The 18,312-nt window shown below is 38.8% G+C and carries 19 protein-coding genes; 12 read left to right on the top strand and 7 right to left on the bottom strand.

The genetic code is table 11. The features are described 5' to 3' along the window. Positions 1-41: 41 nt before the first annotated feature. Positions 42-728, bottom strand: coding sequence for a ribonuclease I (locus tag R2H34_RS02745; protein ID WP_171057508.1), 687 nt, complete (start codon positions 726-728; stop codon positions 42-44). A gap of 26 nt (positions 729-754) precedes the next feature. Then, the gene (locus R2H34_RS02740; RefSeq protein WP_004916452.1) at positions 755-2,746 is read right to left on the bottom strand and encodes a lytic transglycosylase domain-containing protein; all 1,992 of its coding nucleotides are present in this window, start codon (positions 2,744-2,746) and stop codon (positions 755-757) included. A 215-nt stretch (positions 2,747-2,961) separates the two neighbouring features. Between R2H34_RS02740 and miaB the strand changes: the two genes are divergently transcribed. The 4 genes from miaB (at position 2,962) to R2H34_RS02720 (ending at position 6,614) form a co-directional block, all read left to right on the top strand. Then, positions 2,962-4,413: a tRNA (N6-isopentenyl adenosine(37)-C2)-methylthiotransferase MiaB gene (gene miaB / locus R2H34_RS02735; RefSeq protein ID WP_004958909.1), complete on the top strand. Its 1,452-nt coding sequence runs from the start codon at positions 2,962-2,964 to the stop codon at positions 4,411-4,413. A gap of 39 nt (positions 4,414-4,452) precedes the next feature. Continuing rightward, positions 4,453-5,526, top strand: a complete 1,074-nt coding sequence (locus tag R2H34_RS02730) for a PhoH family protein (protein ID WP_318342407.1) — start codon at positions 4,453-4,455, stop codon at positions 5,524-5,526. Positions 5,527-5,817: 291 nt separating this feature from the next. After that, positions 5,818-6,303 (top strand): rRNA maturation RNase YbeY, encoded by a 486-nt coding sequence (ybeY, locus tag R2H34_RS02725; RefSeq protein ID WP_004916463.1) that lies wholly within the window; start codon positions 5,818-5,820, stop codon positions 6,301-6,303. An 11-nt stretch (positions 6,304-6,314) separates the two neighbouring features. Next, positions 6,315-6,614 carry an antibiotic biosynthesis monooxygenase family protein gene (locus R2H34_RS02720; RefSeq protein WP_004916464.1) on the top strand — a complete coding sequence of 100 codons (300 nt, stop codon included), beginning with the start codon at positions 6,315-6,317 and terminating at the stop codon, positions 6,612-6,614. 64 nt (positions 6,615-6,678) lie between these two features. On the opposite strand, the gene R2H34_RS02715 is transcribed toward R2H34_RS02720, so the two are convergent. Both R2H34_RS02715 and R2H34_RS02710 read right to left on the bottom strand, forming a co-directional pair. Further along, positions 6,679-8,829, bottom strand: coding sequence for a TonB-dependent siderophore receptor (locus R2H34_RS02715; RefSeq protein WP_004916465.1), 2,151 nt, complete (start codon positions 8,827-8,829; stop codon positions 6,679-6,681). Positions 8,830-9,082: 253 nt separating this feature from the next. Next, entirely contained in the window at positions 9,083-9,970 is an 888-nt protein-coding gene (locus tag R2H34_RS02710; RefSeq protein WP_004916466.1) for an energy transducer TonB, read from the bottom strand. A gap of 244 nt (positions 9,971-10,214) precedes the next feature. Here R2H34_RS02710 and R2H34_RS02705 point away from each other — a divergent pair, with 244 nt between their 5' ends. The 8 genes from R2H34_RS02705 (at position 10,215) to msrA (ending at position 16,246) form a co-directional block, all read left to right on the top strand. Then, positions 10,215-10,892, top strand: a complete 678-nt coding sequence (locus R2H34_RS02705) for a hypothetical protein (protein ID WP_004916467.1) — start codon at positions 10,215-10,217, stop codon at positions 10,890-10,892. Positions 10,893-11,087: 195 nt separating this feature from the next. Further along, positions 11,088-11,804, top strand: coding sequence for a DUF3108 domain-containing protein (locus R2H34_RS02700; RefSeq protein ID WP_004916473.1), 717 nt, complete (start codon positions 11,088-11,090; stop codon positions 11,802-11,804). Positions 11,805-11,892: 88 nt separating this feature from the next. Then, positions 11,893-12,468, top strand: a complete 576-nt coding sequence (locus R2H34_RS02695; RefSeq protein ID WP_004916475.1) for a xanthine phosphoribosyltransferase — start codon at positions 11,893-11,895, stop codon at positions 12,466-12,468. A gap of 158 nt (positions 12,469-12,626) precedes the next feature. Then, a complete protein-coding gene (thyA, locus tag R2H34_RS02690) occupies positions 12,627-13,469 on the top strand; it encodes a thymidylate synthase (RefSeq protein ID WP_004916477.1) in 843 nt (280 codons plus the stop codon). A gap of 20 nt (positions 13,470-13,489) precedes the next feature. Next, positions 13,490-13,999, top strand: a complete 510-nt coding sequence (locus R2H34_RS02685; protein ID WP_004916485.1) for a dihydrofolate reductase — start codon at positions 13,490-13,492, stop codon at positions 13,997-13,999. Between the two features lie 20 nt (positions 14,000-14,019). Continuing rightward, positions 14,020-15,075: a DUF4105 domain-containing protein gene (locus tag R2H34_RS02680; RefSeq protein WP_042890915.1), complete on the top strand. Its 1,056-nt coding sequence runs from the start codon at positions 14,020-14,022 to the stop codon at positions 15,073-15,075. Between the two features lie 90 nt (positions 15,076-15,165). Further along, positions 15,166-15,618 (top strand): META domain-containing protein, encoded by a 453-nt coding sequence (locus R2H34_RS02675; RefSeq protein WP_042890914.1) that lies wholly within the window; start codon positions 15,166-15,168, stop codon positions 15,616-15,618. A 103-nt stretch (positions 15,619-15,721) separates the two neighbouring features. Then, the gene (msrA, locus tag R2H34_RS02670; RefSeq protein ID WP_004916488.1) at positions 15,722-16,246 is read left to right on the top strand and encodes a peptide-methionine (S)-S-oxide reductase MsrA; all 525 of its coding nucleotides are present in this window, start codon (positions 15,722-15,724) and stop codon (positions 16,244-16,246) included. 49 nt (positions 16,247-16,295) lie between these two features. On the opposite strand, the gene R2H34_RS02665 is transcribed toward msrA, so the two are convergent. From R2H34_RS02665 to R2H34_RS02655, 3 genes are read right to left on the bottom strand one after another with little or no spacing between them, the layout of a single operon-like run. Next, positions 16,296-16,700, bottom strand: coding sequence for an ExbD/TolR family protein (locus tag R2H34_RS02665; protein WP_004916491.1), 405 nt, complete (start codon positions 16,698-16,700; stop codon positions 16,296-16,298). A 1-nt stretch (position 16,701) separates the two neighbouring features. Further along, the gene (locus tag R2H34_RS02660; protein ID WP_004916492.1) at positions 16,702-17,322 is read right to left on the bottom strand and encodes a MotA/TolQ/ExbB proton channel family protein; all 621 of its coding nucleotides are present in this window, start codon (positions 17,320-17,322) and stop codon (positions 16,702-16,704) included. A gap of 42 nt (positions 17,323-17,364) precedes the next feature. Continuing rightward, positions 17,365-18,123 carry an energy transducer TonB gene (locus tag R2H34_RS02655; RefSeq protein WP_004916494.1) on the bottom strand — a complete coding sequence of 253 codons (759 nt, stop codon included), beginning with the start codon at positions 18,121-18,123 and terminating at the stop codon, positions 17,365-17,367. Between the last annotated feature and the right edge of the window lie 189 nt (positions 18,124-18,312).

Genomic DNA, 18,312 nt, shown 5'->3' with positions numbered 1-18,312 from the left:
AAAAGTCTGATAGAAAATACAAATTAATTCAGAAAAAAAGCTTAATAACTTCCTTTAATTGTAAATTCACTTGGACATCCTGTGACCACATGACTCGAACACTGTTTGTACTGACCGTTTTTCTGATAGCACACTCGAATCTCAGTCAAAATAGAGTCAAATTTGGATGCTTGGCAAGTAAATCGAATTCCATTGGGTGGTAGAGAAGGATTTAGTTTAGTGAATTGCTGCCTTAAATTTTCTTTTTGTACTTCAATCGTATTAGGGCTAGTCAAATCAGCAGGTATTTTTAACCGTTCCGCAAAATTAATAATCGTTCTGAAATATTGACTCGCATTCATTGGCACACAGCCGCCGACATTTTGCCAAAGTTGTACCCGTGCATTTTCATCTGGCATTACACGTGCAACCACTTTTGCTTGTAGAGGGGATAATTTAGCCGATGATTTTGTTTGACAGTCTCGACCAACAGGAACTTCTGGCAATAAACTTGAGATCGTCAGAGAATAACCCTCTAAACATTTACGTTGTTTTTGACGTGAAGAATCAAAGGAACAGACAGCAGGTGTCATTTGGACATGCATCACATATCCAGCAATATCAGCTTTGTCCGCTGCATATAATGGAACAGCAAATGAAAGAGCTAAATAACAGATTAGTATCTGTATAGCCCTAAACATTGATTCCTTCATCAAGCACATTGATTTCATCAAATACAAAAACTTCATTATCTCAAGTTCAACGATGCCATGCGTTAAGGTTCATTACGTACAGGAATAATACTCATACGTTTTTCCAGAGATTGAGGTCCCTGCCCTAAGACTACCCCATAGTGTGTTGCATTGGTCATGACATGTTTTACATAGTCACGTGTTTCTAATAAAGGAATTGACTCAGTGTATTGATCAGCCGAAATTGGTTGAAAATCAGGTTGCCAACGACGTGCACGATTTGGACCAGCATTATAACCCGCTGTCGCAAGCACTGCATTTCCGCTCAATTGACCATGAATCATCGAAAGATAAAATGTCCCATATCGAATATTCGTGTTCATTTCACTCAATGCCGCAGGGTTATAGGTTTCTCCCATTTGTCGAGCAATCAATTTGGCCGTGTTTGGCATGATCTGCATCAAACCACCAGCCCCGACATGCGACCTCGCTGTGGTCACGAATCGACTTTCTTGGCGCATTAAACCATACGCCCAAGCTGGATCAATACCAGCATTGTAACTATGACTAGTCACATTACTACGATGCGGCGTTGCAAAACGGTAGGTATCATTGTGTCGAGTGCTGGTTCGATCAGCCGCATAAATTGCTCGATCATACCAGCCCATATCATGTGCGCGCTTAGCAGCCGCCAATAATAAACCATCGTCTTTTTGTAGATAAGCCTGTCTGACAGCCCAGTTCCATTCTCTATTGGTATAATTGGCAGGAGCATTAATATCACGTAAAGCGAATGCACGTCTAAAGTGAATATTTTGGTTTAAACGCTGAATATCTTGTGCGCTTGGTTGTTCATTATAAGGTTGATGATTGTATCGCTGACCTAAACGATCTTTAGCAAGCAAGTTGTGATAATCATCACCAGCTTGCGCTAGTTTGCGATAAATTTGTTGAGCTGCTAACTTCGAGTCTTTGTCATTTCTTTGCTCTGATGCGCGAGCCAACCAATATTGCCAACGATCTTCTTGTTTTTGTGTGACCGACATTGAGTCTACTGCACGAATTACACTTTCCCATGCACCAAATCGCACCGCTTGACGCGCATAAATTTCAGCTTCTTCAGGACTAAATGGATAACCATAACTCTTATCAAATGCATTTAATACTTCACGATTAAAACCATTTTTCATTACAGTTGTACCACCAACATAGCCGATAGTACGATACAAATATTTTTGTACTGGACTTGGTAAATCTTGAGCAACACGTTGCACATTGCCTAAAGCATTAGTTAAATCACTATCTGCTACGCGACCTAACGCAAAAATTAAATAGGCGTAATCCGCGTCATTGGCTTTTGGCGCACTCCATAGGTACGCGAGAGGATTAGATTGAATTTGATTAAACTGGGCCAGAGATAAACTTAAACCCATAGTTTGTGCAGTTGCGATTGCTTGCCCCGACTGACCAGCTCTAAGTTGTCCCCACAAGCGTTGTTGGCGATCTTGAGCAGTCATTAAGGGGCTTGATAACATCATACGCCCCAAACCATTGCATGATTCAGGTTGGGTATTTGTTGCCAACCAAATATCCTTATATTCTGCATAAACCAAACTATCCCCAGTTTGAGCTCGAACCTGTGCCACAGCACAACTTTCGTCCTGATCAGGGTTCGTTACATAACTGAGGACAGGTTTTGCCTCACTAAAGTTGGCTTGTTTTACCTTTTCTTCAACATAATCTGCTGCTAACTTTTCAGCCATTGCAGACTTTGGATAACGTTGCGCAAAATTGATAATTGAAGATGCTGGCTGAAACCCAAGATTACTATTCAATTTCCAATATTCTGGGTAGTAACCCAAAACATCATTTTGCATCTCATATTGGTACTGATCGAGCAATGCGGTATTCCCCGCATTCGCAGCACGTAAAGCATCATTAAACTGATCATCTAAAGCATAAACAGACGAACACGCAAGCAAACCACCAACAACAAAACTACGTTGTAAGATTTTCTTGTTATTTAGTTTTATTTTGAGGTGTGGAACTGAATTGTGTTGCTTATTCATCTTCATCGATACATTTGCCTAATTTCGCCTGCGATTATAGTTTAATAACTCTCAAGTCTTACTATTGTTGTGTTATGTAACTTGCTGATTCATATTCATTAAAATTCACGTATTTTCATCCACAAAGTGTCCATTTTTGTCATTTTTTTATTCTCAGCGAACATTCAAAAATGCTGCTATAATCCGCGGTTTGTTTAAATCCACCTCGTTTAGGAGCCTGCATGACGGTTCAAACATTCACTCCTAGTGCTACAAAAGCTGCCTCAGAAAACACTGTTACCCAGCCAACGCACACCACTGATGTTTCAATGAAGAAGTTATATATTGAAACTCAAGGGTGTCAGATGAATGAGTATGACAGTCATCGTATGGCAGATTTGCTTGGCGACTCACACGGCTACGTTCTGACCACAAATCCAAACGAAGCTGATATCTTGTTAATGAACACTTGTTCAATTCGTGAAAAGGCGCAAGAGAAAGTCTTTAGTGAACTTGGTCGCTGGCGCAAACTGAAAGAACAAAATCCTGACCTAGTGATTGGTGTCGGTGGCTGTGTTGCTTCTCAAGAAGGTGACAACATTCAAAAGCGCGCACCTTATGTCGACATGGTATTCGGTCCACAAACCCTACACCGCTTGCCACAAATGCTAGATCAGCATCAAGCCCAAGTGGAAAAGCCAAAGAAAGAAAAAATCAAATTAGTTGATATTTCTTTTCCAGATATTGAGAAATTTGATTTCTTACCTGAACCACGTGTTGAAGGTTTTAAAGCATTTGTCTCGATCATGGAAGGCTGTTCGAAATATTGCTCATTCTGCGTAGTCCCTTACACACGCGGTGAAGAAGTTTCGCGCCCTCTCGATGATGTGTTAGCAGAAATTGCTGGATTGGCAGAGAAAGGTGTTCGTGAAATTAGTCTGCTTGGTCAAAATGTAAATGGTTATCGTGGTGAAACCTTTGAAGGTGGCATTTGCACATTCCCTGAATTACTGCGCTTAGTTGCTGAAATTCCAGGGATTGGTCGTTTACGTTATACCACCTCTCACCCATTAGAATTTTCTGATGAGTTGATTCAATGTTATCGTGATTTGCCTCAGATGGTTTCGCATTTGCATTTACCTGTACAAAGTGGTTCAAACGATGTATTGCAAGCCATGAAGCGCAATCACACGATTGATGTCTACATCGATAAAATTGCAAAACTACGCAAAGTTCGCCCTGATATGCATTTATCAAGTGACTTCATTATTGGCTTCCCTGGCGAAACGGATGAGCACTTCGCTGAGACTTTGCAGTTTATTAAAGATTTAGATTTTGACCACTCTTATAGTTTCGTTTATTCAAAACGTCCTGGTACACCTGCATCTGAACTTCCTGATGACACTCCAGAGCAAGTGAAAAAAGATCGTTTAGCACAAGTTCAACAAGTGATTAAACAATCTAGTATCGATAAAACTGATGCGATGCTGGGTAAAATTGAACGCGTACTGATTGAAAAAGTTTCTGATAAAGATCCAAATCTTCTGATCGGTACAGCGGACAACACTCGTCTTGTTACTTTTATCGGTGATGCAGCTTGGGTTGGACGTTTTGCTGAAATTGAGATTACTGAAATCAAAACTTTAAATTTAGTTTATGGTGAACTCTTGAATCTTGAACCTGACGTGGCGTAATGTAAGGGTATTCTTACAAGACAACATAAAGGGTTTCTCTTGACTGCAGCGATTCGACGTACAGTAACGTTCCCTGAAATTTCCATGGAACGTTTAAAAAGCATGCTCGGTGCGTATAACGGGCATTTAAAACAAATCGAACAACGTTTAGATGTCAAAATAACTCACCGAGGCGATGCCTTTTATTTAGACGGTGATATCGAAGCGGTCGAACGAGCCGAAGCACTTTTGCAACGGCTCTTTCAAGAATCTGAAATTTCTTCTCAAATCAGTGCGGATGTACTTCATTTAATGATTCAAGGATCTCAAACTGATCGTGAATTTTTGGATGACTCTGATCAAGAACATACTGGGCTTGATAACGTTTGGCTACAAACGCGTAAAGGCCGCATCAATCCACGTGGCGCAAATCAAAAACGCTATGTACAACGTATCTTACAAAGCGATATCTCCTTTGGTATCGGGCCTGCGGGTACAGGTAAAACCTATCTTGCAGTCGCTGCAGCAGTAGATATGCTCGAACGTAATGAAATTCAACGTATCTTACTGGTACGTCCAGCAGTTGAAGCAGGTGAGAAACTTGGTTTTTTACCAGGTGACTTAACTCAAAAAATTGATCCTTACCTTCGACCACTTTACGATGCCCTATATGAAATGCTGGGCTTTGAAAAAGTCGCTAAACTCATTGAACGCCAAGTGATTGAAGTAGCACCTCTCGCCTATATGCGCGGACGCACACTGAATCATTCTTTTGTCATTTTGGACGAAGCTCAGAATACAACTCCTGAACAGATGAAAATGTTCCTTACACGCTTAGGATTTGGTTCAAGAGCGGTAATAACGGGTGACGTAACGCAAGTGGATTTACCTCGTGGTCAGCAATCAGGTTTGGCTCATGCCTTACGTGTTCTTGAAAACGTCCATGAAATTCATATCACGCGCTTCCACTCTCGAGATGTAGTACGTCACCAACTGGTACAAAAAATTGTCGAAGCTTATGAAGGCTGGGATAGCGAACAACAACGTTTGTCAGCAGAAGCCCGTGCTGAACGTAAAGCAAGACAAGAAGCACTGGTAACAGAAAATGATGAGAAAGCTGACGCTCAACATTAATGAATATGCTTTTAGTGTGACATTGAAAAAAGGCACTTGAAATCTGTAGGCTCCAAGGTCATTACCGAGTTAAGTATATGAGTGTGAGTAGCCTACAGTGATCTAAATGAGGATAGTTTTGTGTTTTGTCAGCAAACTTATTGATCATCAAATTTTGAAAGATGGCACATGAAAAGACAAATCATTCAATAAATTTGATCAATATGCAGCAAAGCATTCCTCTAGTCTTCTTTCTATCCCATTGAGTTTCACTCTAAGTTTGTAGATGCAATTTATATTTAAGGATCTATTTTGAAAATCAATTTAAGTCTTCAACAAGACTTTCAAGCCAATGATTTACCATTGAAGCGTGGTCAAATCAAAAAACAAATTGAAACTGCATTACGTCATGTTGGTTTTGACGCAGATTGTGAGATTGGCATTGCTTGCGTTGATCTTACAGAAAGTCATGAACTGAATTTGCAATACCGAGAGAAACACAAACCAACCAATGTCTTATCTTTTCCAAGCGATATTCCAGAAGAAATGCTCAGCTTACTCGAAGCAGAGCCTTTAGGTGACTTGGTCATCTGTATTCCTGTTGTGTTACAAGAAGCAGCAGAGCAACAAAAAACACCAAGTGATCATTTCACTCACTTACTCGTGCATGGGATTTTACATTTACTCGGCTACGACCATGAAACCAGTGAAGCCGAAGCTGAAGAAATGGAAGCTTTGGAAATTGAGATTCTGAAAAAACTTGGGATCAGTAATCCTTACCAAGCTGATGAAAATTAAGCCTGAGTCCTATGTATATCGTTATTTTTAAAGCCACCATTAGACAATTGGATTCTACTTACACAGAAATGGCACAAAAGCTTAGAGATAAAGCAATCGGCCAATATCATTGTGTTAAGTTTGAAGCATGTTGTGAAAATGATTTTGAAATAGCGTTGTCTTACTGGAACAGCCTCGAAGATATTCAACGCTGGCAACAAGATGCTGAACATTTAGTTGCCCAACACTTAGGTAAAGAAAAATGGTACCAGCATTTTAATATCGAAATCTGCAAAATCGAACGGACTTACTCAAGTACAAATAGATTGTGAATAAGCGAGAACTTATCCACAATTTTAAAGCGGCTGAATACAATTTCAGCCGTTTTTTCAATTCTTAAAATTGATATCGTAATGTAAAGGTCACATTACGAGGTGCGCCATACACCATCAAATTATCGCCAATGCCTGTATAGTATTTTTTGTCAAAAATATTATTCAAATTGATCTGAGCTTTAATATTTGAATCTATATCATAGCCAAGCATTAAATTTGCTAAAGCATAGGCATTCTGGGTGATGCGTTTGTCACCATCTCCTGTATAAAACTTACTCTTGTAATTTACACCGCCGCCAACACTCCATTTATCTAACTTATATTTGGTGAATAAATTGGCGTTAGTTCTTGAAGACATTGTTTGCACTTCATTACCCTGAGCATCTTTGGCATTGAAATGAGCAACACCAAAACTTAAATTCCAGTTATTGGCAATTTCTCCATCTAACTCAAATTCAACACCTTTGCTTTCGACACCATCAGCACTACGGTACGCTTTTTCTGTTGTTGGGGTTCCATCTGGACTCAGTATAAAAGTTCCTGTTTCTTCTGCAACATTATCTTGTTTGGTTTGGAATACCGATAAAGCAGCATTCAGCTTTCCATTTAAGAACTCCCCTTTTAAACCTGTCTCATAACTTTTACCTTCTCGTGGATCAAGGTACTGCTTATTTATATCTCGTTTATCTTCTGGTTTAAAAATACTGGTATAACTCGCATACCAAGAATACTGATCAAGAAAATCAAAAACTAAACCTGCATATGGAGTTACTTCATTTTTGAATTTTCTATTTCCTACACCATCATCACTCTCATATTTCCAGTTTGATAACCGTATGCCTGTAATTAATTTCAAAGGCTCAGCTAAGCTAAATTTACCTGCCAAATAAGCGCCTGTTTGAGTCGTTTTATTAGGCACTTGATAGATATTGTTATTTTGAATTGATGCTAATAGCGGTACATTCGGGTGATCAAAATCAAGTACCACATCTGATGCAATTTGAGGATTACCTGAATACCATGTGTCTTTTTGTGCTTGGTTATAGATAAAACCTGCCACAATTTCTTGCTCTAAACCACCAATAGAAAAGGGAGCAGAAAGATAAGTATCAATATTATTTTCTTTCGTCTTAGTGGCATCAGACCAAGTCATTAATGTACCTTTACTGGTATTTGTAGTTTTATCGAAACTCCCCCACAAATAGAGCAATGCAGTATCTTGTTTTACTTCACGATATGCATAATTCACATGCAAATTCACATCATTGAATAGATTTTGTTTCAAGGTTGCAAAGGCTGTGGTGGTGTCCGTATTCCAATAAGTCCAATCAGAAGTTACTCTTTTGGATCGATCAAAATCGACGCGTTGACCATTACTATCAAATGCTGGTAATCCGCCCCACCGTACTCCATCACGCTCTAAGTTTTGATAACCAGCCCCAACAGAGACATAGGTTTTGTCACTGATATCAGCATCAACCACCCCATATACAACATTATTATTTTTCTCATACCCTTTCATAAAAGAGTCAGAGTCTTCGTGCTTTACCACGACACGGCCACGAACTGTTCCATCCGTATTCAATGCTGTAGAAATATCTGCCGAGCTCGTCCATGTATTCCATGAACCCAAAGAAGTACTTACCTGCCCAGTGAGTTCTTTCGCATTAGCATGCTTTCGAATCATATTGATAGCTATTGCTGGGTTACCAGCACCAGTCATTAAACCGTTTGCCCCTTTGACCAACTCTACGCGATCATACATTGTTAAATCAGGATCATTTGCTTCCATGCCTACATTACTTGGAACACCATCAAATAAATAATAGTCGACATCAAAGCCTCGCGCTGTGGGATATTGACGCTCATCCCATTGGTTAACTGATAAACCTGTGACGTTATTTAATAGATCCTGAAAAGAACTGATATTGGCATCATCCAAATACTCACGAGTTAAAACCTTAACGGATTGTGGCGTTTCACGAAGCGATAGACTCAACTTAGTCGCTGTATTTGCACTCTTCGCCGTATAACTTTGAGTTCCCTCTGTAACTGAGGATTGATCATCTTGTGCTTTGAGGCTAATCGTAGGTAGTGCAACTGTCGATGAAGAGGTGCTGGTTTCTGCAGAAGCAAATGAAGGAAGTAATATCGCCATCGCCAACATAAGAGGATGGGCTTTAAAAGATTGAAAAGTCTGAGATTGATGCATGGGAAATTTCCTTATGCAAAGATATGAGATTTAAAATGCATGCGCCGATCTCCCCCAGAGCATTTACTTTTCAGCAAAGGAACGCATACAAAACAATTAAAATACAATGCAAATGATAATTATTTTTATTATCAGTTCAAGTTTTATTTATAAAATGTAATAGCGTGTTGTAAAAAAAGAAAAATGAATAACAACAAAAAAAAGCTATCTAATTGTATTAAATAGCTTTTGATAAATGATTTATTTTTTAAAATCAATGCACTTCAAACTCAGCATCCACGGGATCAAAACGCCAAGTCCGAATGATACGTAATTCAGAAATATCCTTCTTCATCGTTGAATCAAATGCACCAAAAGGAGCACCACGGCGCACTGAAGCCTTAGCTGCTTCATCTAAAACAGAATGCCCCGAACTCTCAATTAAACGAATTGCACGTATCCCACCCTGTGAGTTCAGAATAACCATTAATCTAACTTCGCCCGATAACCGCTGTTGTTTAGCAGCATCTGGATAATAGCGATTTCCGTAGAGCTCAACTTTTTGGCGGAATTTATCTAAATACGCAGCAGAAGCATCCTGTTTAGCTTGAATACCATCTACCGTTTTAATCCGTTGTTTACGGCTAAAATTTTGTTGTCGCTGTAAATACTGAGCTTCAAGACTAGCAACCATCGCAGCTTTTGCTTGGAACTGACTTTGTAAATCCTCTAAGGCTTTTTTACGCTCGCTTTGTTCTGCCTGTTTCTGCCAGCTCAATACGGTCATTAAAACTTTTTCTTCAAATTTTAACTCTCGCTTTTGCTGAATTTTTTCTAAGCTTTCAAACTCAGTTTCACCTGTAGTCGCATCAGCTTGCATAGGTGAAGGCATATCACTCGACATGCGATGTGCTTCTCGAAACTCACCAGAACCCTTTTGATCGGCTTGAGCGAGAAAATCAGCATTTTCTACTTTATCGGTACTAGGGCGAATAGAAACTGCGATTTCCTTTGTGGAGGTATCGGATGGAGTTGGCATAGCAAACTGTACCGCAAGCACAGCCAAATGCAGAAGCAATGCTAAAATCACAGCCCCTACAAAAATTGAGTCTTGCCACCAATGAGATGACAACTCCGAACGAAAATTTATTTTATTCCACATGGCATCTTAGCGGCAAAAATTGCCTCATCCCCAACGGCAAAGCCGTATAAAAAGCCGAACCAGTATTCAAAATTTTACAAAAATATGATCCACTTATAGTTACAGTGTATCCATACCATCATTTTATGAAAATGTAGCAATTAATTTTGCTACACTGCAAGTCAGAAATTTATTTTTATTTTTTAGTTATTACAAAGATCGTGGCATTGCTATCTAAAACAATTCACTTTCTGGAACAACTTTTATGCAAACGCTAATTTCATCTGTTGTTAAACGTCTACGTAAAGTTTACCAAAAAGCCGAAGAATTCATCGAAGAAGAAAGAGAGGTTTCGCTTTCACAAGTATTTGTGAACGCGACGATGGAGCGTTATGTCACCGAAAAAGTTAAAATCATTAAAGACCTGCATGCTGATTTATATGATGGTTGGTTAAGACTGTACTCGACAATAGACGTCAAAGGTCTGCATACTACCCTTTCTGTTGATTTAAAGCTGTTGCAGATGGAAATGAATAAAGATGTTCAACTTATGGTTTTTGAGCAAATCAGTAACACTCAAGTGATTGAAGCGAGTTTCAAAAACATTTTCCAAAAATGGGGCTTTCATCTTGCGATTTGGTATTACCAAAAGTTTCGTGAGGAAGATCCTTTAGGGAAAATTTTAGAACACTTTGAAGTCGTAACCGTAAAAGATGATTTACTTTATCTAGATTTAAATCGCTGGTTTAGTAAAAAGCCAAGTATTATTGAGACCCTGAGTAAGGTGCATGTAAATCGTGCACGTGTCCGACCAGCAGAATTAATTGTTTGGGGAAATGTGAATCTTACAGCGATCCTCTCCCCATCCAATGAATTTGATGAGGAAGATGATTTAGATATTAGCGAAGTTACCCCAATCCAGCAAAAAGACTCAAAAAGATAATTCCAAACATCCTGTGGCAGCATGTTATTTATACTCTGCCACAGAAATCTCCAACTTCATGATTAATACGAAAAATTAACAAGCGCTTAGTAAAAAACCTGATCTTTTCTTCATAATCTACAGGCATAATAACAACAAATCGTAATGATATCTGGATGATCCCATCAAATGCTCATCCAAAGGACACAAAATGCTATGACAAACAAATTTACTAAGTTTTTGAGTATTGCAACGGTAACTTCTGCAACACTTGCTTGTGCAAGCTTCTTTAGCCATGCCTATGCAATGGCGCCATTCCAAGCGAGCTATCAATTTAGTTATAACAACAAGAATTTAGGTTCAGCAACACGTACATTATCTCAGCAAGGCAACAACTGGACATATAAATTTGTTGCTAAAGCGGGTGGTATTGCTTCTGCATCTGAAACCAGTCAGTTTGCTTTCTCAGATAACAAAATCACTTCACAAAAGTTCAGTCGCACCAGTAAAATTTTAGTGCACAACAACACGATGAATATTAACTTCAATCCAAGTGCTAAAGTGATTAACACCCAAAAAGATGACAAGAAACGTTCTTTTGCTTGGCAAGCTGGTGTTTTGGACGAGTTAAATGCTGAGTTACAAGTTCGTGAAGATTTAAAAAACGGCAATACCTTACAACCACGTTATTATATTTCGGATGCGAAAGGTGTCGATGAGCGACGTTTTATTAAACAAGGTACTGAAAGTATTAAAACCAGTTATGGAACATTTAATACGATCAAAGTCGTATTACAACACAGCAAACCTGAACGAAATACCGTATTTTGGTTAGCTCCAAAATTAGATTATCTTCCTGTAAAAGTGACACATAATGATGGTAAATCATCCTATGGACTATTATTGACTGGCTATTCGGGTAAAACCAATTAACCATCTGGTCAATTTTAGCTTGCAATTTTTTGGATGCTTTTTAAAATATGCCTTTGCTTGAAAAAGCATCCGTTTAGAGGATTCTCCCGTGTACGCTTTAGAACAGAAAATCTTAAATGAAGGTATCGTTCTATCTGATCAAGTATTGAAAGTTGACGCTTTCTTAAATCACCAAATCGATCCTGTGTTAATGCAACAGATTGGTAAAGAGTTTGCTGCGCGTTTTAAAGATGCAGGCATTACTAAGATTATTACCATTGAAGCATCTGGGATTGCACCTGCGATTATGGCAGGTTTAGAGCTTGGTGTTCCTGTGATTTTTGCTCGTAAATACCAGTCATTGACTTTAAAAGATGATCTTTATCGTTCTAAAGTGTTCTCATTCACTAAGCAGACTGAAAGTACAATTGCTATTTCAAACAAGCATCTTAATTCAACTGATAAAGCGTTGGTTATTGATGACTTCTTGGCGAATGGTCAAGCTGCATTAGGTTTAATCGATCTTATTCATCAAGCAAATGCTGAAGTTGTAGGCGTGGGTATCGTGATTGAAAAATCATTCCAACCAGGTCGAGATGTATTACTTGAAAAAGGTTATCGAGTGGAATCCTTAGCACGTGTTAAATCCCTTGCTGATGGCAAAGTAACCTTTGTTACTGAATAAAGATGACTAGAAACAAAGAGCGCTTATAGAGCGCTCTTTGTATTTTTAAAGAATAGAAATATTATAAGCAGGAATAATCAAGTATCATTCCCTATCAAAGATGTTGAGCAGGTTAAGCTGTTTAACATGTAAGTTCACAAACGATTTTAGAGAGCGTTATGCGTACATATTTAGACCTTTTACAACATATCCTAGACAATGGCGGTGACAAGGGTGACCGTACAGGTACAGGTACACGTTCTGTATTTGGTCATCAAATGCGTTTTGATCTTTCTAAAGGTTTTCCATTACTAACCACTAAGAAAGTTCACTTTCGTTCAATTGTAATTGAGCTTCTTTGGTTCCTCAAAGGTGATACTAACGTTCAATATCTCAAAGACAATAAAGTCACTATTTGGGATGAATGGGCAACTGCTGAGCAAACAGCTCGCTTCGGTCGACCTGAAGGTGAGCTTGGTCCTGTATATGGGCATCAGTGGCGTAACTTTGGTGCTAGCCAAAATGAAGATGGTAGTTACCAACAAAATGGTTTTGACCAAATTAAATGGCTCGTCAATGAAATCAAAACCAATCCGAATTCACGTCGCTTAATCGTTTCGGGCTGGAATCCAAATGAGGCAGGTAAGGTTGCTTTACCACCTTGTCATACCCTGTTCCAATTTTTTGTACATGATAACAAACTCTCCTGCCAACTTTATCAACGTAGTGCAGATGTATTTTTAGGTGTGCCATTTAATATTGCTAGCTATGCCCTACTCACCCACATGATTGCACAAGTCTGTGGTTTAGATGTTGGGGACTTTGTTTGGACTGGTGGTGATACACACTTATATGCAAACCACTTTGAGCAAGCCAAATTACAACTTACTCGTGAACCGTTACCGTTATGTCAGTTAAAGCTCAATCCTGATGTCAAAGATATTTTCGACTTTAAGTTTGAAGACATCGAAATCGTAGGATACGAATCACATCCAGCAATTAAAGCACCTGTAGCAGTTTAACGATAAGTGAGATCAAGAAAATGGCATGGCAAGATATCGAAGTTGTTCACGTTGTCGCAATGGATAAGAATAACTGTATCGGCAAAGGCAATGCATTGCCTTGGCATATCTCTGCTGATCTAAAACATTTCAAAGCGATTACTCAAGGTGGCGTTGTCATCATGGGTCGTAAAACTTTAGAGTCTATGGGTCGCGCGCTACCTAATCGTGTGAATTGGGTGATTACTCGTGATCCATCATGGCAATTTGAAGGTGTAAAGGTCGCTCATAGCATTGAAGATGCCTTAAATGAAGCACTTACAGACGTACAACATTCTGAAAAAGCGTCTTTATTTATTATTGGTGGTGGAGAGATTTTCACTCAAACCCTCAACATCGCTGATCGTCTGGAATTGACTCATGTTGATTTAGATGTACAAGGTGATGCACATTACCCGAAAATCTCTGAGGATTTCCAAAAAGTAAACTCAGAACATCATCAAGATGAAAAATCGCTGGTTAAGTTTGAGTTTGCGACCTATCAAAAATAAATAATGGATCGCACAGGACTATGCAGAATATTGGATCACGTGAGTTTTTTCTCGCTTTAGGAATAGGTCTGCTCCATAGTCTTTTCACCTTATTTGTGGTCCTGTCTAGCGTGTGGTTATGTCTTGCACTTTGGATCCAACAGCCTCTTGGTTCAGTCTTCAGTCGTATTGTGATTGTGGTCTGGACCATTTTTGCTTTAAGTCTAATTGGTGTATACGTTAGTGGTCATCTTTTCAGCCGTCGCACAGATATCATTATTTACTGCCTTGCATTTGCTTGTTCATTGATCTGGTATTTTTCCATTCAAGCGAAACAAGACCGCGAATGGGATCCTGAAGTTGCACAGCAGCTTTATTATGAAAAACAAGGTGATCTTGTCCATTTGCATAATATTCGGAACTTTAGCTGGCATACAGATGGAAGCTATGAAATACACTGGGAAGATCGCAAAATAGATTTAAATAAAATCACAGGTGTTAATGTCATTACTTCCTACTGGATGGGTCCACAGATTGCACATACCCTAGTAAGTTTTGATTTTTCAGATCAAAAACCTCTGGTTTTCTCAATTGAAATCCGAAAAGAAAAAGGCGAAGAATTCTCTGCTGTGGGAGGTTTTTTCCGAAAATATGAACTTAGCCTAGTTGCATCAGATGAAAAAGATATTGTGTATACACGCAGTAACGTTCGTCATGAGCAAGTGTATTTATTTCCAATCAAAATGCCCGCAGATCAACGTAAGGCATTATTTATAGAGTATTTACATAAGGCAGATGAATTACGAGCAGAAGCAAAATGGTACAATACTTTAACCAGTAACTGTACTACGCTGGTATTTGATATGGCTCAAGCAATTAATCCCCAACAATTACCTAAAGATTATCGATTGCTTGCCTCTGGATACTTACCTAATTACTTATATGATCTCGAAGTGCTCAACCAAAATTACAGCTTAAAAGATTGGTATCGTTTAACACATATTAATCCTCGTGCTGAGCAATTTGATCAACAAATGGATCAAAGTAGTGAAAATTTCTCAAAAATAATCCGTTTAGGTATTCCAACAGCAGATTAGATTACATACCGACACGAAATCCACAGCCATTCTTCATTTTTTCAATTCGTAATTAAAATAAAATATTCACATGAATAAGGAAATAAAATCATGTTAAAACCATTTCTCATCAGCCTAGGTTTAGCAACTACAGCCATAGTGAATGCATGCGCAACGACAACATCATTAAACTCAACTCAAACGCTTGATCATAGCACTTGGGTTGCAACACAAATTCAAGGCACGCAACTTGTTTCAAGTAATAACCCTCGTAGCCCACATATTCAATTTGAAAGTTCAACTCAAAGCTTTAGTGGATCTGATGGTTGCAACCGAATTCGCGGTTCATTTAAAGCTGAAAATAATCAATTAAAACTTGGACCTGTCATGTCAACCAAAATGGCTTGTATAGGCGATAATGCTGCTGTTTCACGCCAATATTTAGATGCTTTATCGCAAACACAACGTTACAGTTTGAAGGCGAATACTTTGCAACTACTCGATCAATCTGGAAAGGTTCTGATTCAATTTAACTCATCAGCGCACATACACCATAAAAACTAATTCAACCCATAGAAAGTACAGACTTAACTAACTCTTAGGTCTTTACTTTTTTATGGGTTCGTTTACTTTAGTAGCATTCTTAAAATAAAAATTGGGGAGTTACATGCAACAAGCTTTATTTGGCGGTGGTTGTTTTTGGTGTGTAGAAGCTGTTTTTCTACAACTTAAAGGTGTTGAAAAAGTCGTGAGTGGCTACGCCGGTGGTCATATTGCAAACCCAAGTTATGAACAAGTATGCCAAGGTGATACTCAACATGCTGAAGTCGTGCAAATTGACTTTGATGAACAGCAAATCAGTTATAGTGATTTATTAAATGTATTCTTTGCCACACATGATCCAACAACATTGAATCGTCAAGGGAATGATATTGGTACGCAATATCGCTCTGTCATCTATTATTTTAATGATGATCAAAAAGCACAAGCACAGCAAATGATTGAAAACCTAATCAGTGAGGGTTTAAATATTGTTACAGAGCTAAGCCCCGTGCCAACGTTCTACCCAGCTGAAGATTATCATCAAAATTTTTATGCGCGTAATCCTTCACAAGGTTACTGCAATTTTAGCATTCCCCCAAAGCTCTCTAAACTACGCTGTAAGTTTACTGAGCTTCTTAAAACAGAATAGACATAAAAAAAGCAACTCGATGAGTTGCTTTTTTAAATCCTAAATCATTTTAATTTTCACTGACAAAGGCAATATCACTCAAACCTGCTTCACTAGCACGCGACATCACCTGAGCAACCGTATCATATTTCGACTCTTTATCTGCACGCAGTTGAACCGTAGGTTTTTGTTCAGCCTGCCCCGCTTCTTGGAAACGCTTTTCTAGCTCTTCTAAACTAATTATCTGAGCATCCCAAGCAACTTCGCCATTTTGATTAATGCTAATGGTGATGGCTTTCGGCGGTGGATCAATAATTTCAGCCGTGGTTTTTGGTAAGCTTAATGGAATTGATGGGTTAGCAACCGTTGCTGTGACTAAGAAAATAATCATCAATACCAACATAATGTCGATCAGAGGAATGAGATTCATCTCATTCATACCACTGTCGTGGTCTTCACCCAATTGGAAACCCATTTTAAGCTTGACCTCCAACTAAACTTTGTTGAGTCGCTTTAGCTTCGGTTTTCGTCGTGCTTTCTTGTTGCAACATCGTATCGATCAATAAACTATGTGCCTGATCTTGTAAGTCATGTGCTAAACCACGATTGAAACGTACACAGATGTTATAAGCAAGTACCGCAGGAATCGCAACTGCAAGACCAAGACCCGTCATAATCAATGCCTCACCCACTGGCGTTGCTACTTGAGCTAAACCTGCTTGACCGCTCTTACCGACAGCAACAAGCGCATGGAAGATTCCCCAGACTGTACCAAACAAACCAACGAATGGTGCGATCGAAGCAATAGTACCCAATATAGATACGCCTTTTTCCGCTTGAGACTTTTCAGCAGAAATTTGACGTAACAATGCTTGCTCAGCAACCGCTTTACGTTGTTCAAACGTCAATGGTTGTAGTTTAGATTTGAGCGACGTCAAAGCTTGAGCAAGTTGAGCATAAGCCTGTTGTTTTAATTGGCGAGTTCCCATTAAACGTAGAATAAAAATCGTCCACGTTGCAATCGACATTGCTAAAAGGATGAAATACAGAGTTTTACTTACTGCATCTGCATGTTGCCAATAAACTGAAAAGTTCATATACGAACTCCTGATTTAATCTGTCACAAGGACTCAAATTGATTAAGGATTAAACTCAAACGGTTGCTCTGTTTTAATCGGGTAAGCAACGCCATTTTCCATATACGGTTTAAATTTAGCATTTCGCACTGCACGTAATGCTTTTTCATCTAAATTCGGTAAACCACTGCTACGGGTAATTCGTGCCGTAGTCACTCGACCTTTCTCATCAGCTTCAATATACACCGTAATCAAACGAGTCTGATTTTCTAAATCTCTCGGGGTAAATGAAACTTTTGGCGAACGACTCCATTGAATACCAGCACCTCCAATTGAAACACGTTTTGGTGATGGGTCAGCCGCAGGTTGTGGCTTCACAACTTCTTGAACAGGTTGAGGCTTTTCAACCACTTTTTCTGTTACGACAGTACTGACAACTTTCGTTTCAATCTTAGGTTCGACTTTCGGTTCTGTTTTCTGAATCACTTGTTTTGGTGTTTCAGTTTTGACTTGCTGAACTTTTTCGACTTTTTTAGGCGGTGGCGGTAAAGGTTTATCAACAACCTTGACTTCTTTCACCTCTTTTTTAGGTTCAGGTTTTGGTTGTTCTTTCGGTTTAGGTAATTCAGGCTGTGTGACTTCTTTAATTTTAACAAACTTGACTTTTAAAGGCTCTTTTTCGATTGGTCGCAGTTCAATCGTTTTCATGTGACTCACCGCCCACAAAACGCCAGCGTGTCCAATCACAACTGCAACAAGAGCAGCGATGACTTTCTTTTTCATCGAATAAGGTGCGTTGAATGTAGCAGGAGATTGACTCATAAGAATCTAAGTACCTAATAGATGATGATACTTTCGAAAAAGCGATTTCAATCATCGGATAGAACAATAAAAGTGCTGTAATAATAAATGAGAAGTGTTTTCATTTGCAACTATTTTTTTGTGAATCTGCCGATTAGTTCACAACAAGTCACCAACAAAAATAATGTTATAACATTACAATAAATACAT

Source organism: Acinetobacter sp. 16 (genome assembly GCF_033439925.1).
GTDB lineage: Bacteria > Pseudomonadota > Gammaproteobacteria > Pseudomonadales > Moraxellaceae > Acinetobacter > Acinetobacter junii.
The sequence above is the reverse complement of the archived record's forward strand: the minus strand, read 5'-3'. Positions and strand labels throughout refer to the sequence as shown.

Coding starts and splice junctions, on each gene's coding strand:
- R2H34_RS02745 (WP_171057508.1), bottom strand. CDS start 728: ATGAAGTTTTTGTATTTGATGAAATCAATGTGCTTGATGAAGGAATCA.
- R2H34_RS02740 (WP_004916452.1), bottom strand. CDS start 2,746: ATGAAGATGAATAAGCAACACAATTCAGTTCCACACCTCAAAATAAAA.
- miaB (WP_004958909.1), top strand. CDS start 2,962: ATGACGGTTCAAACATTCACTCCTAGTGCTACAAAAGCTGCCTCAGAA.
- R2H34_RS02720 (WP_004916464.1), top strand. CDS start 6,315: ATGTATATCGTTATTTTTAAAGCCACCATTAGACAATTGGATTCTACT.
- R2H34_RS02715 (WP_004916465.1), bottom strand. CDS start 8,829: ATGCATCAATCTCAGACTTTTCAATCTTTTAAAGCCCATCCTCTTATG.
- R2H34_RS02710 (WP_004916466.1), bottom strand. CDS start 9,970: ATGTGGAATAAAATAAATTTTCGTTCGGAGTTGTCATCTCATTGGTGG.
- R2H34_RS02705 (WP_004916467.1), top strand. CDS start 10,215: ATGCAAACGCTAATTTCATCTGTTGTTAAACGTCTACGTAAAGTTTAC.
- R2H34_RS02700 (WP_004916473.1), top strand. CDS start 11,088: ATGACAAACAAATTTACTAAGTTTTTGAGTATTGCAACGGTAACTTCT.
- thyA (WP_004916477.1), top strand. CDS start 12,627: ATGCGTACATATTTAGACCTTTTACAACATATCCTAGACAATGGCGGT.
- R2H34_RS02685 (WP_004916485.1), top strand. CDS start 13,490: ATGGCATGGCAAGATATCGAAGTTGTTCACGTTGTCGCAATGGATAAG.
- R2H34_RS02680 (WP_042890915.1), top strand. CDS start 14,020: ATGCAGAATATTGGATCACGTGAGTTTTTTCTCGCTTTAGGAATAGGT.
- R2H34_RS02675 (WP_042890914.1), top strand. CDS start 15,166: ATGTTAAAACCATTTCTCATCAGCCTAGGTTTAGCAACTACAGCCATA.
- msrA (WP_004916488.1), top strand. CDS start 15,722: ATGCAACAAGCTTTATTTGGCGGTGGTTGTTTTTGGTGTGTAGAAGCT.
- R2H34_RS02665 (WP_004916491.1), bottom strand. CDS start 16,700: ATGGGTTTCCAATTGGGTGAAGACCACGACAGTGGTATGAATGAGATG.
- R2H34_RS02660 (WP_004916492.1), bottom strand. CDS start 17,322: ATGAACTTTTCAGTTTATTGGCAACATGCAGATGCAGTAAGTAAAACT.
- R2H34_RS02655 (WP_004916494.1), bottom strand. CDS start 18,123: ATGAGTCAATCTCCTGCTACATTCAACGCACCTTATTCGATGAAAAAG.